This is a genomic window from Pseudomonas sp. MF6751, from assembly GCF_016613265.1.
In the GTDB taxonomy this organism is placed as follows: domain Bacteria; phylum Pseudomonadota; class Gammaproteobacteria; order Pseudomonadales; family Pseudomonadaceae; genus Aquipseudomonas; species Aquipseudomonas fluorescens_BV.
In genome coordinates this window covers 1-17,357 of sequence record NZ_JAENSV010000029.1, presented here as the reverse complement: position 1 = coordinate 17,357, position 17,357 = coordinate 1, and the positions used below count along the sequence as shown (strand labels likewise).

Below are 17,357 nucleotides of genomic sequence, written 5' to 3'. Positions count from 1 at the left end.
CTTGCCTGCGATAGCGGCCTGCCAGCCGACACTTATCTACCTGAGGCTCCGCAATCCAAATGTCGGTGGGCTGGGCCGGCATTCCGGCTTTTCCAAAGTGACCCGCTGTCAGAGCGGAACGCTAAATGGCTGTTACCGCAGCAATGGATATGTACCCAATCCAACCGTGTTGACTGTCAGGCCGCATTCGCGAGCAAGCCCGCTCCCACAATTTGATCGCGGGGCGTCAGGTAGATAGGTGTTGGCTGGCAGGCCGTCACGGGAGCAAGCTCCCTCGCCACAGATGCAACTGTGTAAGTACCCATGGCTGCAAGCCTGCTCCTACATGAGCGGTTATTGCTGAGTGAGTTGAGTCCACAACGCCGGCGCACCGGCTGCCTTGGCAATCGCCTCCAGCCTTGCCGCATGCTCGGCCAGGTCCTGCTCGCTGGCACGGATGATCGGCGTCGGCTTGCGATCAGCTGGCAAGCGGCGGATTTCCGAAGGGCGGTTACCAGAGCCTTCCGCTGAACCGCTGCCATCGGACGCGTTACCGGCCAGGGACAGGCTGGTCTGCCCGCCGGTCATGGTCAGGTAAACGTCGGCCAGGATCTCGGAGTCAAGCAAGGCGCCGTGGAGTTCACGGCCGGAGTTGTCGACGCCATAGCGCTTGCACAAGGCATCGAGGCTGTTGCGCTGGCCCGGGTGACGCTCGCGGGCCATCATCAGGGTATCGAGGATCGTACAGTGCTGGGAGATGTCCGCACGGTCGGTCTGCCCCATCAGGGCAAATTCGTTGTTGATGAAGCCGATGTCGAACGCCGCGTTATGGATGATCAACTGGGCGCCATTGATGAATTCGAAGAACTCATCGGCCACTTCGGCGAAGCGCGGCTTGCCCTTGAGGAATTCGTCAGTGATGCCGTGGACGCCAATCGCGCCCTCGTCACTGTCGCGGTCCGGTTGCAGGTAGACGTGGAAGTGGCGGCCGGTCAGGCGGCGCCCCATCAGTTCGACACAGCCGATTTCGATGATCCGGTGACCATCGGTCACCGGCATGCCGGTGGTTTCGGTATCGAGTACAACAGATCGGATGGCCATCAGGGTTCAGCTCTCAACGGTTCGGTACAGTTCAAGGGGCGGGATATTAGCACGCTCTGTAAACGAAGCGCCCATGGCACCCAACCACCGGTGGACACCCAACAGTTATTTACAAGGTTTCGCAAACTTGCTGCGGTTTGCTACGTCCCTCGTCGCTAACCTGCGCGCCTCCTCCAGATACGGAATTCACTGACTCATGTTCAACCTGAAATGGCTGTTCATCCCCTGCCTGATCAGCGCTGCCGGTGCGCAAGCCACCAGTTTCGTGATGACCACTGACGCCTTGGTTAGCCTGTCGATGAGTGCCACGGGCGGCACCAGCAGCAGCTTCAAGGACGACAAGATTGTGCTGGCGGCCAAGGCCGATGCCGCATCGTTTGTCGCAAGCGAAGGTGCAATACGCGGTGCCCAGTTGGAGTCAGCCTTGCGGCATATTCGCCAGACAAGAGTGGACCTGCGATGCACGGACGAGCAACTCGCCCATGCGATCCTGGCCCTGTAAACCCCAAAGATTACGGAGTCTTTTTGATCAAACCAAAGTCCCGCAAGGCCACATAGGGGTCCCAATACTCGCGCACGGACTGAATTTGCCCATCCTTGGCCATACGCAGAATAGCGATAAAGGTCTGATGGTAGGGCTTGCCACTGGCGCGAATCACCCCATCGCTGGTGTACTCAAACACGTAGGTGCCCTTTTCGGTGGTCTCAAGCAAGGTCCAGGTCTTGGGATCGCTGTACTTCAAGTTACCCAATTGCTTGCTGAAGTTGGTGAAGTAATCAGTCATTTCCTGGCGCCCTTTATTGGCACGCTTGAAGCCGGCATCCGGAAAATCATCGACCGGTGCATAGACCAGAGCGTAAACCCCACCCTGCTGGTAGTACTTGGCCATCTCGGCCGGATGTTCCGACCAACCATTCAGGCTGCGCCAATAAAAGTCCGCGACGTCGGCGACGGTGTACCCTGGCGACAAATAGTAAAAGCCGCCCTGCTCCTTAATCGTTGCTTTGGGTTGGGCGTTAACGCCGGCGGCAAAGACTGCCGTGGTGACCAGCAAGCCCAATAACCATCCACGAAGATTCATCATGTTTACTACCTCACTTTCGCTTGATTGACGGGTTGATACGGTTTTCCTGCGCGCACGGCTCTGCCGGTGCGGCCATGGCCTGACCGCACCTGTACGAGCGATGAATCAATGGGGCATGCGCAGGACAGCCTTGATGGTGTCGCCAGAGTGGATATCGGCGATGGCCTGATTGATGTGTTTCAGATCGTAGAAGCGGATCATTTTGTCTACCGGGAAACGGCCCTGCTTGAACAAGTCCACCAACCGCGGCAGGAACACTGAAGGCACCGCGTCCCCCATGATGCTGCCCCGCACCACACGGCCGCGGATCAGTTGCATGACATCCAGAGACAGTTGGGTGCCAGGCGCGACCACACCAGTCAGCACGGCCTCACCGCCCTCTTCCAAGACGCTGACGGCATTGGCCATCACACCAACATGGCCAGCGCATTCAACGGCGTATTTCACTCCCCGGCCGCCGGTCAGAGCCATGACTTGCTGCGTTGCGTCAGCCTGGTGCGCGTCAATCAGTAGCGTGGCCCCCATGTCACGAGCCACCGCCAGGCGCGAGGGTTGCGTGTCTATTGCGATGATCGGATTGCAACCCATCACGCGTGCCGCCATGACCGCACTGAGGCCGACGGCCCCCATGCCGAAGACGGCGATGGCAGTGCCAGGGGCTGGCTTGAGCGTGTTCATGACTGCGCCTGCCCCGGTCATCACGCCACAGGCAAAGGGCCCCAGAAACTCCAGTGGTGCATCATCCGCCACCTTGACCAGGCTGCTGGCGCTCACCACCGCGTAATTAGCGAATGAAGACTGGCCGAAAAAGTGGCTGTGCACCGGCCGCCCGTTGTCATGCAGTGCCACCGAGCCATCGGCACGAGAGGCTTTCCAGTTGTAGTCAAAATGTTCAGCGCAGTAAGTTGGCAACCCACTGGCACAATGACTGCACTGACCGCAGAAGCCCAAGGACAGGATAACCTTGTCACCCACCTGCACATGGCTGACACCCGGCCCGACTTGCTCGACGATACCCGCCCCTTCGTGACCGAGCACCACGGGCATTGCCACCGCAATCTGGCGGTCACGCACGGCAAGGTCGGTATGGCAGATGCCGGTGGCAATGATTCTGACGCGCACTTCATCGCTGCGCACAGTGTCCAGTTGCAAGGGGCGCACATCAAACAGCGGGCCTTTGCCTTCAGTCACAGCAGCCAGGATTTTCATTGGATCTCTCTCGCACGATCATTGGCTTGTTATTGATTACCGGGGTAACCAACCATTGAAGCCAGATTAACGAGCAGGTCCGCAGGTCGCTTTACCTTACTTGCTGACGTGTTGACGCTTATTGCGCAATGCAACGGAGCCTAGGGTCGACGCAACTCACTGGCGGACTGCCCGACAATCCGGCGGAACGCACGAGAGAACTGGCTGGCGCCGGCAAATCCGGTCGCCAGGGCAATATCCAGCAGACTGCGGTCGGTGGTGGTGATCAAGTGTTTGGCCCGGTTGACCCGACACAGCAGTAGGTACTGGTACGGTGACATGCCGAACGTGCGCCGGAATATCCGAGAAAAATGATAGGGGCTAAGATTGACGATGTTTGACAAATCGGCCAGGCGTACTTCGTTGGCCAGTGACGCCTCGATGTAATCGACCAACCGCTGGCGCTGCGCCCGCCCCAGCTCACCTGCGTTCACCAGTACGACCTCAGGCAGTTGTTGCAGTACACGCAGCTCCTGCATCAACAGCATGACCAGGGTTTCCAGATACAAGGTATCGGTCTTGCCGCCACGCACCACCTGATCCAACCGCTCGAGCAGAGCTCGCACAAACCCATCATGGCAACTGATCAGCGGCTTGAGATCCTTCTGCACCCGGTAGCTTGGACAGGCTGCCGCCAATCGCTCCTCGTCAATCGACACCAGTACATACCCCACTCGGGCACGCTCCCCCGCCCAACCTTCGAATAGGCAACCGGCGGGGATAAAGTCAATGAGCTGGTCCAAGGCCCGAGGCCCAGCCAAGCGCAAGCCATCGATGCTGACCTCGCCATCACTGACCGCCCCCTGTCGGTACAGCACGAACTGGTGCTGCTGGCGGCGCATTTCAAAACGATGAGCCCGTTGTACCACCTGCACACATTCAATAGCGCCCCATGGTGGCAGCTCACGGCGGATCATCTGCGAAATTCGTGGTGGCGTATAAATGAGCCCCTCAGGCTCACTCTCCACCGCTTCGTCAAGAAAGGCCTGGACATCGGCATGAGGTGAAAAGGACATTCCGCGCTCCCGAGTAGTATTCGAACGGCCGCTGCGATGTCGTTGATTCAGCTCTGCTTGTACCCGCGCACTTCATCCACGCCACGGTTGGCCAACTGGTCGGCGCGCTCGTTGCCAGGGTGGCCGATGTGCCCGCGTACCCATTTCCAGGTGATGTCGTGACGGTTGCACTGTTCATCGAGCAATTGCCACAGGTCGGCGTTCTTGACCGGCTCCTTTGCCGCCGTTTTCCAGCCGCGTTTTTTCCAGTTGACCATCCACTCGTTGATGCCCTTCATCACATATTGCGAGTCGGTCACCAGCAGTACGTTGCAACGCCGCTTGAGTTCTTCGAGGCCGCGAATGGCGCCCATCAATTCCATACGGTTATTGGTGGTATTGGCTTCGCCGCCCCACAGTTCCTTCTCCACGCCCTTGCACACCAGCAAGGCGCCCCAGCCGCCTGGGCCCGGGTTGCCTTTGCAGGCGCCATCGGTGAAGAGTTCTACGCTATCGGTCATCGGTTATTCGGCCTGAAATCAAAAAGAGGTTTTACGGTTCGCCTTGTTCGCGGTTGACCTTGGCCAACGGCATCGGCACGAGCTTGCCGATCGGCTCGCGGCGCACTTGCTGCAACGGTCTCAGCCCGACCACGATCTTGCGTGCAACCAACAAATAGAAGCCGCCACCCGACAGCTGCCAGGCTCCTGCCCGGCGTTCCCAACCGGCCAGACGGCCCTGCCACTTGGCAGTCGCAAGCGGCGGACGATAGCACCCGAAGCGGCGTTTCTCCAGCGCGAAACCCAGCAGGTTGAGCCAGTCGCCCACCCGTGATGGCGCGATGCAGCGCGCCTGGCGCAGTCCGTCATGGGCGAACACACGGCGCAGGCCCCAACTGCTCCAGGGGTTGATGCCGACAATCAGCAAATGGCCACCAGGGCGCACGCTGCTCGCCGCTTCGCGCAACAAACCGTGGGGTGACAAGCAGAAATCCAGGCCGTGCTGCAACACCACCACATCGGCGGCGTGTTCGCTCAAGGGCCAGGCCTGTTCCTCGCAGACGATCTCCACGCCCGGCAACGGTGCACCCAGGCGCACATTGCGTTGCACCTGCGGCGCCGATGGAGGCGTGTCGGCCGACGGTCCGTAATGCACCAGGTAGCCACCAAAGAACCGGCCCAGCTCGTCTTCGAGCATGCGCCGCTCTTCTTCCAGCAAAAACTGCCCAATCGGCCCGGACAACCATTCGCGGGCCGCGCTGATCAGGGCCAGCCACTCAGGATCGGCCTGGGCGAACGCTTTATCAGTCATTGCATTCTCCAACTCGCCTAGACGTTCTAAGATGCACCAATGTGTTCAGCTTGGCGAATCGAAGAATGATACAGATCAGTGCCCTACCCGCCTTTACCGACAACTACATCTGGTTGTTACAAGACCCTACGACCCAGCGCTGCGCCGTGGTCGACCCCGGCGATGCCACGCCAGTGCTGGCCTGGCTCAAGCAGAATGCCGAGTGGCGCCTCAGCGACATACTGGTTACCCACCATCACCATGATCATGTAGGCGGTGTCGAGCAACTGAAAAATGCCACCGGCGCCAAGGTTTATGGCCCTGCCAACGAAAAGATCCCGGCGCGGGATGTGGCCTTGCACGATAACGACCATATCCGCGTGCTGGGCTGGGACTTCGACGTGTACGCCGTGCCAGGCCACACCCTCGGCCACATCGCCTTTTATCACCAAGGCGTATTGCTGTGTGGCGATACCTTGTTCGCCGCCGGTTGCGGTCGCCTGTTCGAAGGTACACCCGAACAGATGTACAACTCTCTGGAACGCCTGGCCGCCCTGCCCGCCGATACGCAGGTGTACTGCACCCATGAATACACGCAAAGTAACTTGAAATTTGCCCAAGCCGTGGAACCGCACAATGCCGACATCGCCGAACGTGTGGAAAATGTCGCCCAACTTCGCGCCCGTGGCGAGATGACGCTGCCCTCCAATCTGGCCTTGGAAAAACGTACTAACCCTTTTCTGCGCACCGCTGAAACATCCGTTAAACAAAAAGCGGACGAACGGAACGGCCGCGACAACCGCTCTGGGGCCGAGGTGTTTGCTAGCTTGAGGGCTTGGAAAGATAAGTTCTAACCGGATGCAATCTGATACGTAATTTCTGAATGGTTGACCGGAACCAAAGCGCTTTCTAGAATCGCCCGACATTTTTGCCCGGAACTTACTTCCAGCCAATGTCGTCATCTATTCGTAAATCCATTTCTTCAGACGCATTGACCCGCCTGGCTCAAGCCGTGGCGGTGGCCGTTTCCGCAACTCTGGCGGGCTGCCAATCGACCCATTACGCTGCACAATCCACCGTGCAACCCAAACCGAATCTTGCTGCCAAGATCAAGCAAAAACCTATTTGGCTATCAGAGAAGCCCAGCCCCGAAGTACCCCAGGACGTCTGGGAACGCATGCGTCGGGGCTTTCAATTGCAGGACGGTGTCGGCGTCAACCCGCGCATCGAGCAACAGCGCCTGTGGTTCGCCAGCAACCCCTCCTTTTTGGAGAATGCCGGCGAACGCGGCAGCCTCTACATTCATTACATCGTCGAACGCCTTGAAGAACGCAACATGCCCCTGGAGCTGGCGCTGCTGCCAGTGATTGAAAGCGCCTACAACCCAATGGCCTATTCGCGCAGCGATGCGGTCGGTTTGTGGCAGTTCATTCCCTCCACCGGGCGCTACTTCAACCTGCGCCAGACCCGCGCCTACGATGGCCGCCGCGACATCACCGCCTCCACCACCGCCGCCCTGGACTATCTGACGCGTCTGCATGACATGTTCAACGGCGATTGGCTACTGGCCCTGGCGGCCTATAACGCCGGCGAAGGCACGGTCAGCCGGGCTATCGAGCGCAACGAAAAGCTCGGTCTGCCCACCGACTACTGGAACCTGCCCCTGCCCCAGGAAACCAAGGACTATGTGCCCAAGTTCCTGGCCTTGTCCCAAGTAGTACTGGCGCCCGAAGCCTACGGCGTCAACCTGAACCCGATTGCCAACACGCCGTACTTCGAGGTCGTTGAAGTCAAGCAAAGCATGGACCTGTCACGGGTTGCCGCGCTGGCCGAGATCGACGAAGACGAACTGTTCCAGCTCAACCCGGCCTTGAAACAACGCACCACCCTGGACGGCCCCCAGCATCTGCTGGTGCCGACCTCCAAGGCCCAACTGCTGACCAGCACCCTTTCGACGATGAAGCCGGAAGAGTTGCTGAGCATGCGCCCCAAGAAGCCGGTATTCGACGAAGTCGAGACCAAGGCGGTTGCCGGGCGTACCCGCAGCTACAAGGTACGCAGTGGCGACAACCTCACGCTGATCGCCAAGGCCAACAAGGTCGATGTGCATGACCTGCAGCGCTGGAACAAGCTCAACGGCCAGGCCCTCAAGGTCGGCCAGACCCTGGTAATGCAGGACACGCGTAAAGTCGCGGCGAAAAAACCGGTGCAGTACAAGGTCAAGAAAGGTGACTCGCTGTACATGGTGGCCAAGCGCTTCAATGTCGAGATGCAACATCTCAAGCGTTGGAACCCGCGCACCGGCCAGGCATTGAAACCAGGGCAGATGCTGGTGGTTTCCGGGCCGCGCTAATACCTCGGGGAGAGCTGGCTTGTGTGGGAGCTGGCTTGCCTGCGATGCAGGCACCTCGGTCTATCAGTCAGACCGCAGTGATGCTATCGCAGGCAAGCCAGCTCCCACATTTGACCTTCACACCGTCCAATAGCTTGCAGTCCGCAAAATGGCCTTCCCGACAGCCTTTTTCCAACCGGAACAAGCTGTTACTGTACCGATCATAAAGCCCAAGCCGCCTGGATCGGATCTCTGACTTGAAGCGTCCCCTCCTTCTACTAATAAGTCTGGCCTTGAGCTTTGCAGCGAACGCGACGATCACCGAAAGCCACGGTTATGCGCAGTTCGGCACACTCAAGTACCCGGCCAAATTCACCCATTACGATTGGGTAAACCCTGCAGCGCCCAAAGGCGGGACATTGCGGGTGATGGCATTTGGCACCTTCGATACGCTCAACCCCTACACCTTCAAAGGTTCAAGCCCGGTTTCCACCGCCAATTTCCTGCAGTACGGCGTCAACGAGCTCAATGAACCCTTGATGGTGGGCACCGGGCAATACGCGCCGTCCGGCGATGAACCCACCTCAAGCTATGGCCTGATTGCCCAATCGGTGGAATACAGCGAGGACCGCAGTTGGGTGGTGTTCAACCTGCGCCCCGAAGCACGCTTTCACGACGGCAAGCCGATCACCGCCGATGACGTGGCGTTTTCCTATCGCACCCTGCTGACCGAAGGCCACCCGCAGTACCGCACCAACCTGCAGGAAGTGGCCCGGGTCGATATCCTCAACCCTCACCGTATCCGCTTTGTGTTCAAGCGCGCCGGCAACCCCTTGCTGATCCTGCGCCTGGGCGAGTTGCCGGTGCTGCCCCAGCACTATTGGAAAAACCGTGACTTCAAGGCAACCACCTTCGAGCCGCCCCTGGGCAGTGGGCCTTACCGCATCACCAAGGTTGCGCCTGGGCGGCAACTGGTGTTTGAACGGGTCAAGGATTACTGGGGCAAAGACCTGCCGGTCAACCAGGGGTTCTATAACTACGACAAGGTCGAAGTGGAGTTCTATCGCGACAGCGACGTGGCCTTTGAAGCCTTCAAGGCCGGCGAATTCGATATTTATATCGAGCATCAGGCCAAGAATTGGGCCACAGGCTACAACTTCCCCGCGGTCAACCGCGGCGATGTGATCAAGGCGCAGATCGCCCATCAGATCCCCACCCAGAGCCAGGGCCTGTTCATGAATACCCGGCGACCGGCGTTCAGCCAGGCCAAAGTGCGTGAAGCCCTGGGGCTGATGTTCGATTTTGAATGGACCAACCGCACGCTATTCAGCAGCGCCTACAAGCGTTCAGTGAGCTATTACCCCAACAGTGAGTTCTCGGCCACCGGCCTGCCCGTGGGCCATGAGTGGTTGATGCTCTCGCCCTACCGCGACCAACTGCCGGCCGCGCTGTTCACCCAGCCGTTCAGCCTGCCGCACACTGACGGCCGCGGCATCCCCCGCGAAACCCTGCGCCAGGCCCTGGCCCTGCTCAGCGAGGCCGGCTGGAAACTGTCGGGGCAGCGCCTGCTGGATAAGGACGGGCAACCGCTGCGCCTGGAAATCCTGCTGGTCAACCCGAACCTCGAGCGCATCCTGCAACCCTATGTCGAAAATCTGACCCGCATCGGCATCGACGCCCGCTTGCGTACCGTGGACCGCGCACAGTACAAACAGCGCCTCGATCAATTCGATTTCGACATGATTCTGATGACTCTTAACCAGACCTTGAGCCCCGGCCTTGAGCAGTGGCAGTACTTCCACTCCAGCCAGGCCGCAATCAAAGGCAGCAAGAATTACGCCGGTATCGCCAACCCGGTGGTCGACCACCTGCTGGACCAACTGCTGGCGGCGCAGACCCGCGAAGAACAACTGGCTGCCGGCCGCGCCCTGGACCGGGTGCTGCTGTGGCAGCACTACAGCATTCCCAACTGGTACCTCAACTATCATCGCCTGGCGTACCGCAACCGGTTCGCCTTCGTCACCACGCCGCCCTACAGCCTGGGTCTGAGCGCGTGGTGGCTGAAAGCTTCGGAGAAAGCCCAATGATGTCCTTGCGTACTACCCTGCTCGCCAGCCTGTTGCTGTGCACTGCGGCGCACGCCGCGCCACAACATGCGCTGACTCTCTACAACGAGCCCCCCAAGTACCCCGCCGGCTTCAAGCATTTTGACTACGTAAACCCCGACGCCCCCAAGGGCGGCACCTTTCGCGAATCGGCCATGGGCGGCTTCGACAGCCTCAACCCCTATATCAGCAAGGGCGTACCGGCAGACAACCTGCCACTGATCTACGACACCCTGGCCATGCAGAGCCTGGACGAACCCATCACCGAATACGGACTGGTGGCCGGCAAGATCGAAAAAGCCCCGGACAACAGCTGGGTGCGCTTCTATCTGCGCCCCGAAGCGCGCTTCCATGACGGCCACCCGATACGCGCCGAAGACGTGGTGTTTACCTTCCAGACCCTGATCAAGGAAGGCAACCCGCTGTACCGCAACTACTACGCCGACGTCGATGAGGTGGTGGCCGAAGACCCGTTGCGCGTGCTGTTCAAGTTCAAGCGCACCAACAACCGCGAGTTGCCGTTGATCCTTGGGCAGCTGCCAGTACTGCCCAAACACTGGTGGGCCAGCCGGGATTTTTCCAAGGGCAACCTGGAAATCCCCCTGGGCAGCGGGCCTTACCAAGTGGCCGAGGTCAAGCCAGGCCGCATGATTCGCTACGAGCGGGTCAAGGATTATTGGGCCAAGGACCTGCCGGTCAATAAGGGCTTCTACAACTTCGATACCCGCATCACCGATTACTACCGCGACAGCACTGTCTCCCTGGAAGCCTTGAAGGCCGGGCAGTTCGACTACTGGCTGGAGTTCAGCGCCAAGAACTGGGCCAATGCCTACAACATTCCAGCGGTGAAAGAAGGCAGATTGATCAAGGAAGAAATCCCCAACGGCAACCCTACCGGCATGCAGGGTTTTGTGTTCAACATGCGCAAGCCGATGTTCCAGGACGTGCGGGTGCGCAAGGCCATCAGCCTGTTGCTGGATTTCGAATGGAGCAACAAGCAGCTGTTCAACGGTGCCTACACCCGTACCCGCAGCTATTTCGAAAACTCGGAAATGGCCGCCACCGGCCTACCCGGTCCGGACGAGCTGGCGATTCTCGAGCCGCTGCGCGACAAGATCCCTGGCGAAGTCTTCACCCAGGCGTTCGAACCGTCCCACACCGACGGCAGCGGCATGATCCGCACCCAGCAACGCGAGGCCTACCAACTGCTGCAGGAAGCGGGCTGGAAGATTGTTGACGACAAAATGGTCGACAGCACCGGCAAGCCAGTGACCATTGAGTTCCTGCTGGCCCAGACCGAGTTCGAGCGCATCCTGCTGCCGTTCAAGCGCAACCTGGCAGACCTGGGCATCGATCTGGTGATTCGTCGCGTGGACGTCTCGCAGTTCGTCAACCGCCTGCGCTCACGCGACTTCGACATGCTGGTGGGCAGCTTCCCGCAATCCACCTCGCCGGGTAACGAGCAGCGCGAGTTCTGGAAATCCTCCAGCGCCGACAAGCCCGGCAGCCGCAACTACATGGGCCTCAAGGACCCTGCGGTCGACCAGTTGGTGGAAGAGCTGATCGACGCCGGTTCGCGCCAAAGCCTGATCGCCCACGCCAGGGCGCTGGATCGTGTGCTGCAGTTTGGTTACTACGTGATTCCCAACTGGCACATCAAGACCTTCCGCGTGGCGTACTGGGACCACCTGGGCCACCCCAAGGTCTCGCCACGCTACGACGTCGGCACCGCGACCTGGTGGAGCAAACCCGACGTCACACCTGCCGTCCCCCTGGACACACGCGCCGATGCGGCGAGCGGAGGCGATTAAATGCTGGCCTATATTGTTCGCCGCCTGTTGCTGATCATTCCCACGCTGTTCGGGATCTTGTTGATCAACTTTGTCATCATCCAGGCCGCTCCCGGCGGCCCGGTGGAGCAAATGATTGCCAAGCTCGAAGGCTTCGACGGCGCCACCAGCCGCATTGCTGGCGGCGGCGCCGAAGTCGCGGTGGCCGGTTCCAGCTACCGTGGCGCCCAGGGCCTGGACCCGGCGCTGATCAAGGAAATCGAAAAGATGTACGGCTTCGACAAGTCGGCGCCGGAACGCTTGTGGATCATGGTCAAGAACTACGCCCAGCTGGACTTCGGTGACAGCTTTTTCCGAGACGCCAAGGTCATCGACCTAATCAAGGAAAAGATGCCGGTGTCCATTTCCCTCGGGTTGTGGAGCACCCTGATCATGTACCTGGTGTCCATCCCCTTGGGGATCGCCAAGGCCACGCGCCACGGTAGCCATTTCGATGTGTGGACCAGCTCGGCGATCATCGTCGGCTACGCGATACCGGCGTTCCTGTTTGCGATTCTGCTGATCGTGGTGTTTGCCGGTGGCAGTTATTTCGACTGGTTCCCCTTGCGCGGGCTCACCTCCAACAACTTCGAGGAGTTGAGTTGGGGCGGCAAGATCCTCGATTACTTCTGGCACCTGGCGCTGCCCGTTACCGCCCTGGTGATCGGCAACTTCGCGACCATGACCCTGCTGACCAAGAACAGCTTTCTCGACGAGATCAACAAGCAGTACGTGGTCACCGCCAAGGCCAAGGGCCTGACCAATCGCCGCGTGCTGTATGGCCACGTGTTCCGCAACGCCATGCTGCTGGTGATCGCCGGTTTCCCTTCGGCCTTCATTGGCATCTTCTTTACCGGCTCGTTGCTGGTGGAGGTGATCTTCTCCCTCGATGGCCTGGGCCTGATGAGCTTTGAAGCGGCGATCAACCGTGACTACCCGGTGGTGTTCGGCACGCTGTTTATCTTCACCCTGCTGGGGCTGATCGTGAAACTGATCGGCGACCTCACCTACACCCTGGTCGATCCGCGTATCGACTTTGCCAGCCGGGAGCATTGAGATGAACCTGTCCCCCCTCAATCGCCGCCGGTTCGAGCGGTTCAAGGCCAACAAGCGTGGCTGGTGGTCGCTGTGGCTGTTCCTGGTACTGTTCGTGCTGAGCCTGGGCGCCGAGTTGATCGCCAACGACAAGCCCCTGGCGGTGCACTTCGACGGCGGCTGGTACTTCCCGGCGCTCAAGCGCTACCCGGAGACTACCTTCGGCGGTGAATTCCCGCTGGAAGCCAACTACAAGAGCCCGTACATCCAGGAACTGCTAAAAGCCAAGGACGCCTGGACCTTGTGGGCGCCGATTCCGTTCAGCTACCAGAGCATCAATTACGACCTGAAAGTCCCGGCCCCGGCGCCGCCGTCCTCGGTCAACCTGCTGGGCACCGATGACCAAGGGCGTGATGTGCTCGCGCGGGTGATCTACGGCTTTCGCGTGTCGGTGCTCTTCGCCCTGACCCTGACCATACTCAGCTCGATCATCGGCGTGATTGCCGGCGCCTTGCAGGGCTTTTATGGTGGTTGGGTCGACCTGGCCGGGCAACGTTTCCTGGAGATCTGGTCCGGCTTGCCGGTGCTCTACCTGTTGATCATCCTGGCCAGCTTCGTGCAACCCAACTTCTGGTGGCTGCTGGGGATCATGCTGCTGTTTTCCTGGATGAGCCTGGTGGATGTGGTGCGCGCCGAGTTCCTGCGCGGGCGCAACCTGGAGTACGTGCGGGCTGCGCGGGCGCTGGGCATGCAGAACGGCACGATCATGTTTCGCCACATCCTGCCTAACGCGATGGTTTCGACCATGACCTTCCTGCCCTTCATTCTCACCGGCGCCATCGGCACCCTCACCGCCCTGGACTTTCTCGGCTTCGGGCTGCCGGCAGGTTCGCCGTCGCTGGGTGAGCTGGTGGCCCAGGGCAAATCCAACCTGCAAGCGCCGTGGCTGGGCATGAGTGCCTTTGCGGTGCTGGCGATCATGTTGAGCCTGCTGGTGTTTATCGGCGAGTCCGCTCGCGATGCGTTCGACCCGAGGAAATGAGATGAATCCGGACAACCTGATCGAAATCCGCGACCTCAGTGTCGAGTTCGTCACCGGCGAGCATCATCACCGGGTGGTCAACCACGTGAGCTTCGACATCAAGCGCGGCGAAACCCTGGCGCTGGTGGGCGAAAGCGGTTCGGGCAAATCGGTCACCGCCCATTCGATCCTGCGCCTGCTGCCCTACCCGTTGGCCAGGCATCCGTCGGGCACTATCGAGTATTCAGGGCAAGACCTGCTGACGCTCAAAGAGAAGACCCTGCGGCATATACGCGGCAACCGCATTGCGATGATCTTTCAGGAGCCGATGACCTCGTTGAACCCGCTGCACTCCATCGAAAAACAGATCAACGAAGTGCTCGGCCTGCACAAGGGCCTGACCGGCAAGGTCGCCACCGAGCGCACGTTGGAATTGCTGGAGCTGGTGGGTATCCCCGAGCCACACAAACGCCTCAAGGCGTTGCCCCACGAGCTGTCCGGCGGCCAGCGCCAGCGGGTGATGATCGCCATGGCCCTGGCCAACGAGCCGGAGTTGTTGATTGCCGACGAGCCGACCACGGCGCTGGATGTCACCGTGCAGTTGAAGATCCTGGAATTGCTCAAGGAGCTGCAGGCGCGGCTGGGCATGGCGCTGTTGCTGATCAGCCACGACCTCAACCTGGTACGGCGCATCGCCCACCGTGTGTGCGTGATGCAGCAAGGTTGCATCGTTGAACAGGCCGATTGCGAGACACTGTTCCAGTCGCCCCAACACCCCTACACCCAGGAACTGCTCGCGGCGGAGCCCAGTGGCGGTCCGGCCAACAACGCGGTCGGCCCACCGCTGCTGGAAGTGGATGACCTTAAAGTCTGGTTTCCGATCAAGAAAGGCTTTTTGCGAAATACCGTGGATTACGTCAAGGCCGTGGACGGCATCAACTTCAGCCTGCCCCAGGGGCAAACCCTGGGCATCGTTGGCGAAAGTGGCTCGGGCAAGTCCACCCTGGGCCTGGCAATTTTGCGCCTGATCGGCAGCCAGGGCGGGATTCGCTTCGAAGGCCAGCAACTGGACCGCCTCAGCCAACAGCAGGTGCGCCCGTTGCGCCGGGAAATGCAGGTGGTATTCCAGGACCCGTTCGGCAGCCTGAGCCCGCGCATGTGCGTCAGCGAGATCGTTGGCGAAGGCCTGCGTATCCACAAGATGGGCACGCCCGCCGAACGAGAAGCGGCGATTATCGCGGCGCTCAAGGAGGTGGGCCTGGACCCCGAATCCCGGCATCGCTACCCCCATGAATTCTCCGGCGGCCAGCGCCAACGCATCGCCATTGCCCGAGCGCTGGTGCTCAAGCCGCGCCTGATCCTGCTGGACGAACCCACCTCGGCCCTGGACCGCACGGTACAACGCCAGGTGGTAGAGTTGCTGCGCGGCTTGCAGGCCAAGTACAACCTGACCTACCTGTTTATCAGCCATGACCTGGCGGTGGTTAAGGCGCTGAGTCACCAATTGATGGTGGTCAAGCAAGGCCAGGTGGTGGAGCAAGGCGATGCCCAGGCTATTTTTGCCGACCCGCAACATGCCTATACCCGGCAGTTGCTCAAGGCCGCTTTTTTGGTACCGGCCTGACGTAACGCGGGTGAAAATGCAGGAGAAATAACGCCATGTCGCTCAGCCCAATCGCCCGTCCCGCAGACACGCCGCGCTTCTGGCGCGACGAACGCCTGCCGTTCATCGAAGCGCGTACTATCGCCGACGGGCGCAAGGTCACCTATACCCGACACGCCCATGAGCATTTTTCCATCGGTGCGATCACCACGGGCTGCAGCTATTACCACTACGGCGCGCACACCTTCGAAATCAGCGCCGGCACCGTGGTGCTGATGAACCCCGGCGATGTGCATGCGTGCAACCCCATCCATGACCAGCCCTGGTCCTACCACATGCTATACCTCGACACGCCCTGGCTGACCGACCTGCAATACCAGCTGGGGTTCAGTACCGACCAGGGCTACCGGCCATTCGACACACCCCATACTCGCGACACCGGGCTGTACCACGGCTTGCTCGACCTGTACCGCACGCTAGTGGATGAACAGGCCGAACTGCTGCAAAAACAGAGCGCGCTGGTGAGTTACTTCACCGAGGTGCAACAGCGCCTGAATCCTTCGTTGACGCCGGTACGCGAGGTCAATCACAAACTGGAACGCGCCGCCGACTACATCCGCGCCCACTGCACGCAGGCCTTGAAACTCGAAGACATCTGCCAGGCCGCCGAGCTGTCGCCGTCTTATCTGATCCGCGCATTCAAGCACTATTACGGCTTGACGCCCCACGCCTTCATGGTCAACCGCCGCATCCAGTTCGCCCGCAGCCAACTGCGCAATGGCGCACTGATTGCCGACGTCGCCCTGGCCGCGGGCTTTGCCGACCAGGCACACTTCCAGCGCACCTTCAAACAACACTTCGCGGCCACGCCGGGGCAATACCGCGAGAACCTCAAGCCATCAGCAAATAACCCACACTGGCCACCAGCAACGCGGCCATTGAGCGGTTAAACAGGCGCACACCTTTGGGGTTGTTCAAGTAGCGGCGCAAAAACGTCCCCGCATACGCCCAGCACGCCACCGACAGGTAGCAGATCACCAGGTAAAGCGCGGCAAACAACCACACCTGCGCCGCATCGCCATCGGCCACGAACAACCCCATGCCTGCCACACACGCCAGCCAGGCTTTCGGGTTGAGCCACTGCATGATCGCGCCATACAGCATCGACGGCGCGGTGTGGGCACCGTCAGCGTCCAGCCGGCCATCATCCACCGCCAGCTTCCAAGCCATATACAACAAGAACGCCACGCCGCCCCAGCGGATCAATTGAATCAGAACCGGCCAACGCACCAATACTTCATGCAACCCCAGGCCGATCAACACCAACAACAAGGTAAAACCCACGGCGGCGCCGAAGACATGTTTCTGGCTGGCGACGAAACCAAAACGTGCGCCAGAACTTAAAGCGACCACATTCACCGGTCCCGGCGTGATGGACGTGGCCAGGGCAAAGGCGGCCATGGAGAGAATCAAGCTCATTGCAGTTCCTTTTGTGATCCCAAACGAGGTTTAGATCACGGTACCGCGCAGGGACACGAGGGTATTGAAGAAAATGCCCCTGGGTACTTCAGAAACGGACGCTGATCTGATTAGTGCCCCCGCGATCATGAACTGACCCCACAAAGTTGGACGATTTTCTATCTATGCCTGAGCGGCCTGAATTCTGTATTCAACAGGACTCAGGCCGTTTAGCTTCAGTCTGATACGCGAGTGATTGTAATACTGGATGTACTC

The 17,357-nt window shown here is 60.0% G+C and carries 17 protein-coding genes; 9 read left to right on the top strand and 8 right to left on the bottom strand.

What is annotated here, in order from left to right; all coding sequences use genetic code 11:
• Positions 1-333: 333 nt before the first annotated feature.
• Positions 334-1,074: a DNA polymerase III subunit epsilon gene (gene dnaQ / locus JJD66_RS20375; RefSeq protein ID WP_164692278.1), complete on the bottom strand. Its 741-nt coding sequence runs from the start codon at positions 1,072-1,074 to the stop codon at positions 334-336.
• A gap of 202 nt (positions 1,075-1,276) precedes the next feature.
• Here dnaQ and JJD66_RS20370 point away from each other — a divergent pair, with 202 nt between their 5' ends.
• Positions 1,277-1,582: a DUF2388 domain-containing protein gene (locus JJD66_RS20370; RefSeq protein WP_200648879.1), complete on the top strand. Its 306-nt coding sequence runs from the start codon at positions 1,277-1,279 to the stop codon at positions 1,580-1,582.
• 10 nt (positions 1,583-1,592) lie between these two features.
• Here JJD66_RS20370 and JJD66_RS20365 read toward each other — a convergent pair whose 3' ends face one another.
• From JJD66_RS20365 to JJD66_RS20345, 5 genes are all read right to left on the bottom strand, one after another.
• Complete coding sequence (locus JJD66_RS20365) at positions 1,593-2,165, bottom strand: nuclear transport factor 2 family protein (protein ID WP_198716109.1); 573 nt, start codon at positions 2,163-2,165, stop codon at positions 1,593-1,595.
• A 105-nt stretch (positions 2,166-2,270) separates the two neighbouring features.
• Positions 2,271-3,374, bottom strand: a complete 1,104-nt coding sequence (locus JJD66_RS20360; protein ID WP_200648878.1) for an NAD(P)-dependent alcohol dehydrogenase — start codon at positions 3,372-3,374, stop codon at positions 2,271-2,273.
• 140 nt (positions 3,375-3,514) lie between these two features.
• On the bottom strand, positions 3,515-4,429 hold the full coding sequence (locus JJD66_RS20355; RefSeq protein WP_198716111.1) for an AraC family transcriptional regulator: 915 nt from the start codon (positions 4,427-4,429) through the stop codon (positions 3,515-3,517).
• 47 nt (positions 4,430-4,476) lie between these two features.
• Entirely contained in the window at positions 4,477-4,929 is a 453-nt protein-coding gene (rnhA, locus tag JJD66_RS20350) for a ribonuclease HI (RefSeq protein ID WP_003173571.1), read from the bottom strand.
• Between the two features lie 31 nt (positions 4,930-4,960).
• On the bottom strand, positions 4,961-5,719 hold the full coding sequence (locus JJD66_RS20345; RefSeq protein WP_034126074.1) for a class I SAM-dependent methyltransferase: 759 nt from the start codon (positions 5,717-5,719) through the stop codon (positions 4,961-4,963).
• Between the two features lie 65 nt (positions 5,720-5,784).
• On the opposite strand from JJD66_RS20345, the gene gloB reads away from it, so the two are divergent.
• From gloB to JJD66_RS20305, 8 genes are all read left to right on the top strand, one after another.
• On the top strand, positions 5,785-6,552 hold the full coding sequence (gloB, locus tag JJD66_RS20340; protein WP_034126075.1) for a hydroxyacylglutathione hydrolase: 768 nt from the start codon (positions 5,785-5,787) through the stop codon (positions 6,550-6,552).
• A 98-nt stretch (positions 6,553-6,650) separates the two neighbouring features.
• Positions 6,651-8,051, top strand: coding sequence for a transglycosylase SLT domain-containing protein (locus JJD66_RS20335; protein ID WP_003190692.1), 1,401 nt, complete (start codon positions 6,651-6,653; stop codon positions 8,049-8,051).
• A 236-nt stretch (positions 8,052-8,287) separates the two neighbouring features.
• On the top strand, positions 8,288-10,117 hold the full coding sequence (locus JJD66_RS20330; protein ID WP_054920844.1) for an extracellular solute-binding protein: 1,830 nt from the start codon (positions 8,288-8,290) through the stop codon (positions 10,115-10,117).
• Complete coding sequence (locus tag JJD66_RS20325) at positions 10,114-11,946, top strand: extracellular solute-binding protein (RefSeq protein ID WP_198716112.1); 1,833 nt, start codon at positions 10,114-10,116, stop codon at positions 11,944-11,946. The genes JJD66_RS20330 and JJD66_RS20325 overlap by 4 nt, the downstream gene beginning before the upstream one ends.
• Positions 11,947-13,020 carry a microcin C ABC transporter permease YejB gene (locus tag JJD66_RS20320; protein WP_034126078.1) on the top strand — a complete coding sequence of 358 codons (1,074 nt, stop codon included), beginning with the start codon at positions 11,947-11,949 and terminating at the stop codon, positions 13,018-13,020.
• Between the two features lies 1 nt (position 13,021).
• Entirely contained in the window at positions 13,022-14,041 is a 1,020-nt protein-coding gene (locus JJD66_RS20315; protein ID WP_200648877.1) for an ABC transporter permease, read from the top strand.
• A gap of 1 nt (position 14,042) precedes the next feature.
• Positions 14,043-15,644 carry an ABC transporter ATP-binding protein gene (locus JJD66_RS20310; RefSeq protein WP_200648876.1) on the top strand — a complete coding sequence of 534 codons (1,602 nt, stop codon included), beginning with the start codon at positions 14,043-14,045 and terminating at the stop codon, positions 15,642-15,644.
• Positions 15,645-15,679: 35 nt separating this feature from the next.
• Positions 15,680-16,573, top strand: a complete 894-nt coding sequence (locus JJD66_RS20305; RefSeq protein ID WP_198716114.1) for an AraC family transcriptional regulator — start codon at positions 15,680-15,682, stop codon at positions 16,571-16,573.
• Here the strand turns inward: JJD66_RS20305 and JJD66_RS20300 are convergent.
• Together JJD66_RS20300 and JJD66_RS20295 are read right to left on the bottom strand one after the other, a co-directional pair.
• Complete coding sequence (locus tag JJD66_RS20300; RefSeq protein ID WP_200648875.1) at positions 16,515-17,102, bottom strand: LysE family translocator; 588 nt, start codon at positions 17,100-17,102, stop codon at positions 16,515-16,517. The genes JJD66_RS20305 and JJD66_RS20300 overlap by 59 nt on opposite strands.
• 162 nt (positions 17,103-17,264) lie before the next feature.
• The coding region (locus tag JJD66_RS20295) for an IS3 family transposase (protein WP_181076956.1) at positions 17,265-17,357 on the bottom strand (93 nt) is incomplete at its 5' end.

Bases quoted from the DNA above. Each gene is read 5' to 3' on its own strand.
- JJD66_RS20370 (WP_200648879.1), top strand. From the start codon at position 1,277: ATGTTCAACCTGAAATGGCTGTTCATCCCCTGCCTGATCAGCGCTGCC.
- JJD66_RS20310 (WP_200648876.1), top strand. From the start codon at position 14,043: ATGAATCCGGACAACCTGATCGAAATCCGCGACCTCAGTGTCGAGTTC.
- JJD66_RS20320 (WP_034126078.1), top strand. From the start codon at position 11,947: ATGCTGGCCTATATTGTTCGCCGCCTGTTGCTGATCATTCCCACGCTG.
- JJD66_RS20365 (WP_198716109.1), bottom strand. From the start codon at position 2,165: ATGATGAATCTTCGTGGATGGTTATTGGGCTTGCTGGTCACCACGGCA.
- JJD66_RS20355 (WP_198716111.1), bottom strand. From the start codon at position 4,429: ATGTCCTTTTCACCTCATGCCGATGTCCAGGCCTTTCTTGACGAAGCG.
- JJD66_RS20325 (WP_198716112.1), top strand. From the start codon at position 10,114: ATGATGTCCTTGCGTACTACCCTGCTCGCCAGCCTGTTGCTGTGCACT.
- JJD66_RS20305 (WP_198716114.1), top strand. From the start codon at position 15,680: ATGTCGCTCAGCCCAATCGCCCGTCCCGCAGACACGCCGCGCTTCTGG.
- JJD66_RS20300 (WP_200648875.1), bottom strand. From the start codon at position 17,102: ATGAGCTTGATTCTCTCCATGGCCGCCTTTGCCCTGGCCACGTCCATC.
- JJD66_RS20335 (WP_003190692.1), top strand. From the start codon at position 6,651: ATGTCGTCATCTATTCGTAAATCCATTTCTTCAGACGCATTGACCCGC.
- rnhA (WP_003173571.1), bottom strand. From the start codon at position 4,929: ATGACCGATAGCGTAGAACTCTTCACCGATGGCGCCTGCAAAGGCAAC.
- JJD66_RS20345 (WP_034126074.1), bottom strand. From the start codon at position 5,719: ATGACTGATAAAGCGTTCGCCCAGGCCGATCCTGAGTGGCTGGCCCTG.
- JJD66_RS20315 (WP_200648877.1), top strand. From the start codon at position 13,022: ATGAACCTGTCCCCCCTCAATCGCCGCCGGTTCGAGCGGTTCAAGGCC.
- gloB (WP_034126075.1), top strand. From the start codon at position 5,785: ATGATACAGATCAGTGCCCTACCCGCCTTTACCGACAACTACATCTGG.
- JJD66_RS20360 (WP_200648878.1), bottom strand. From the start codon at position 3,374: ATGAAAATCCTGGCTGCTGTGACTGAAGGCAAAGGCCCGCTGTTTGAT.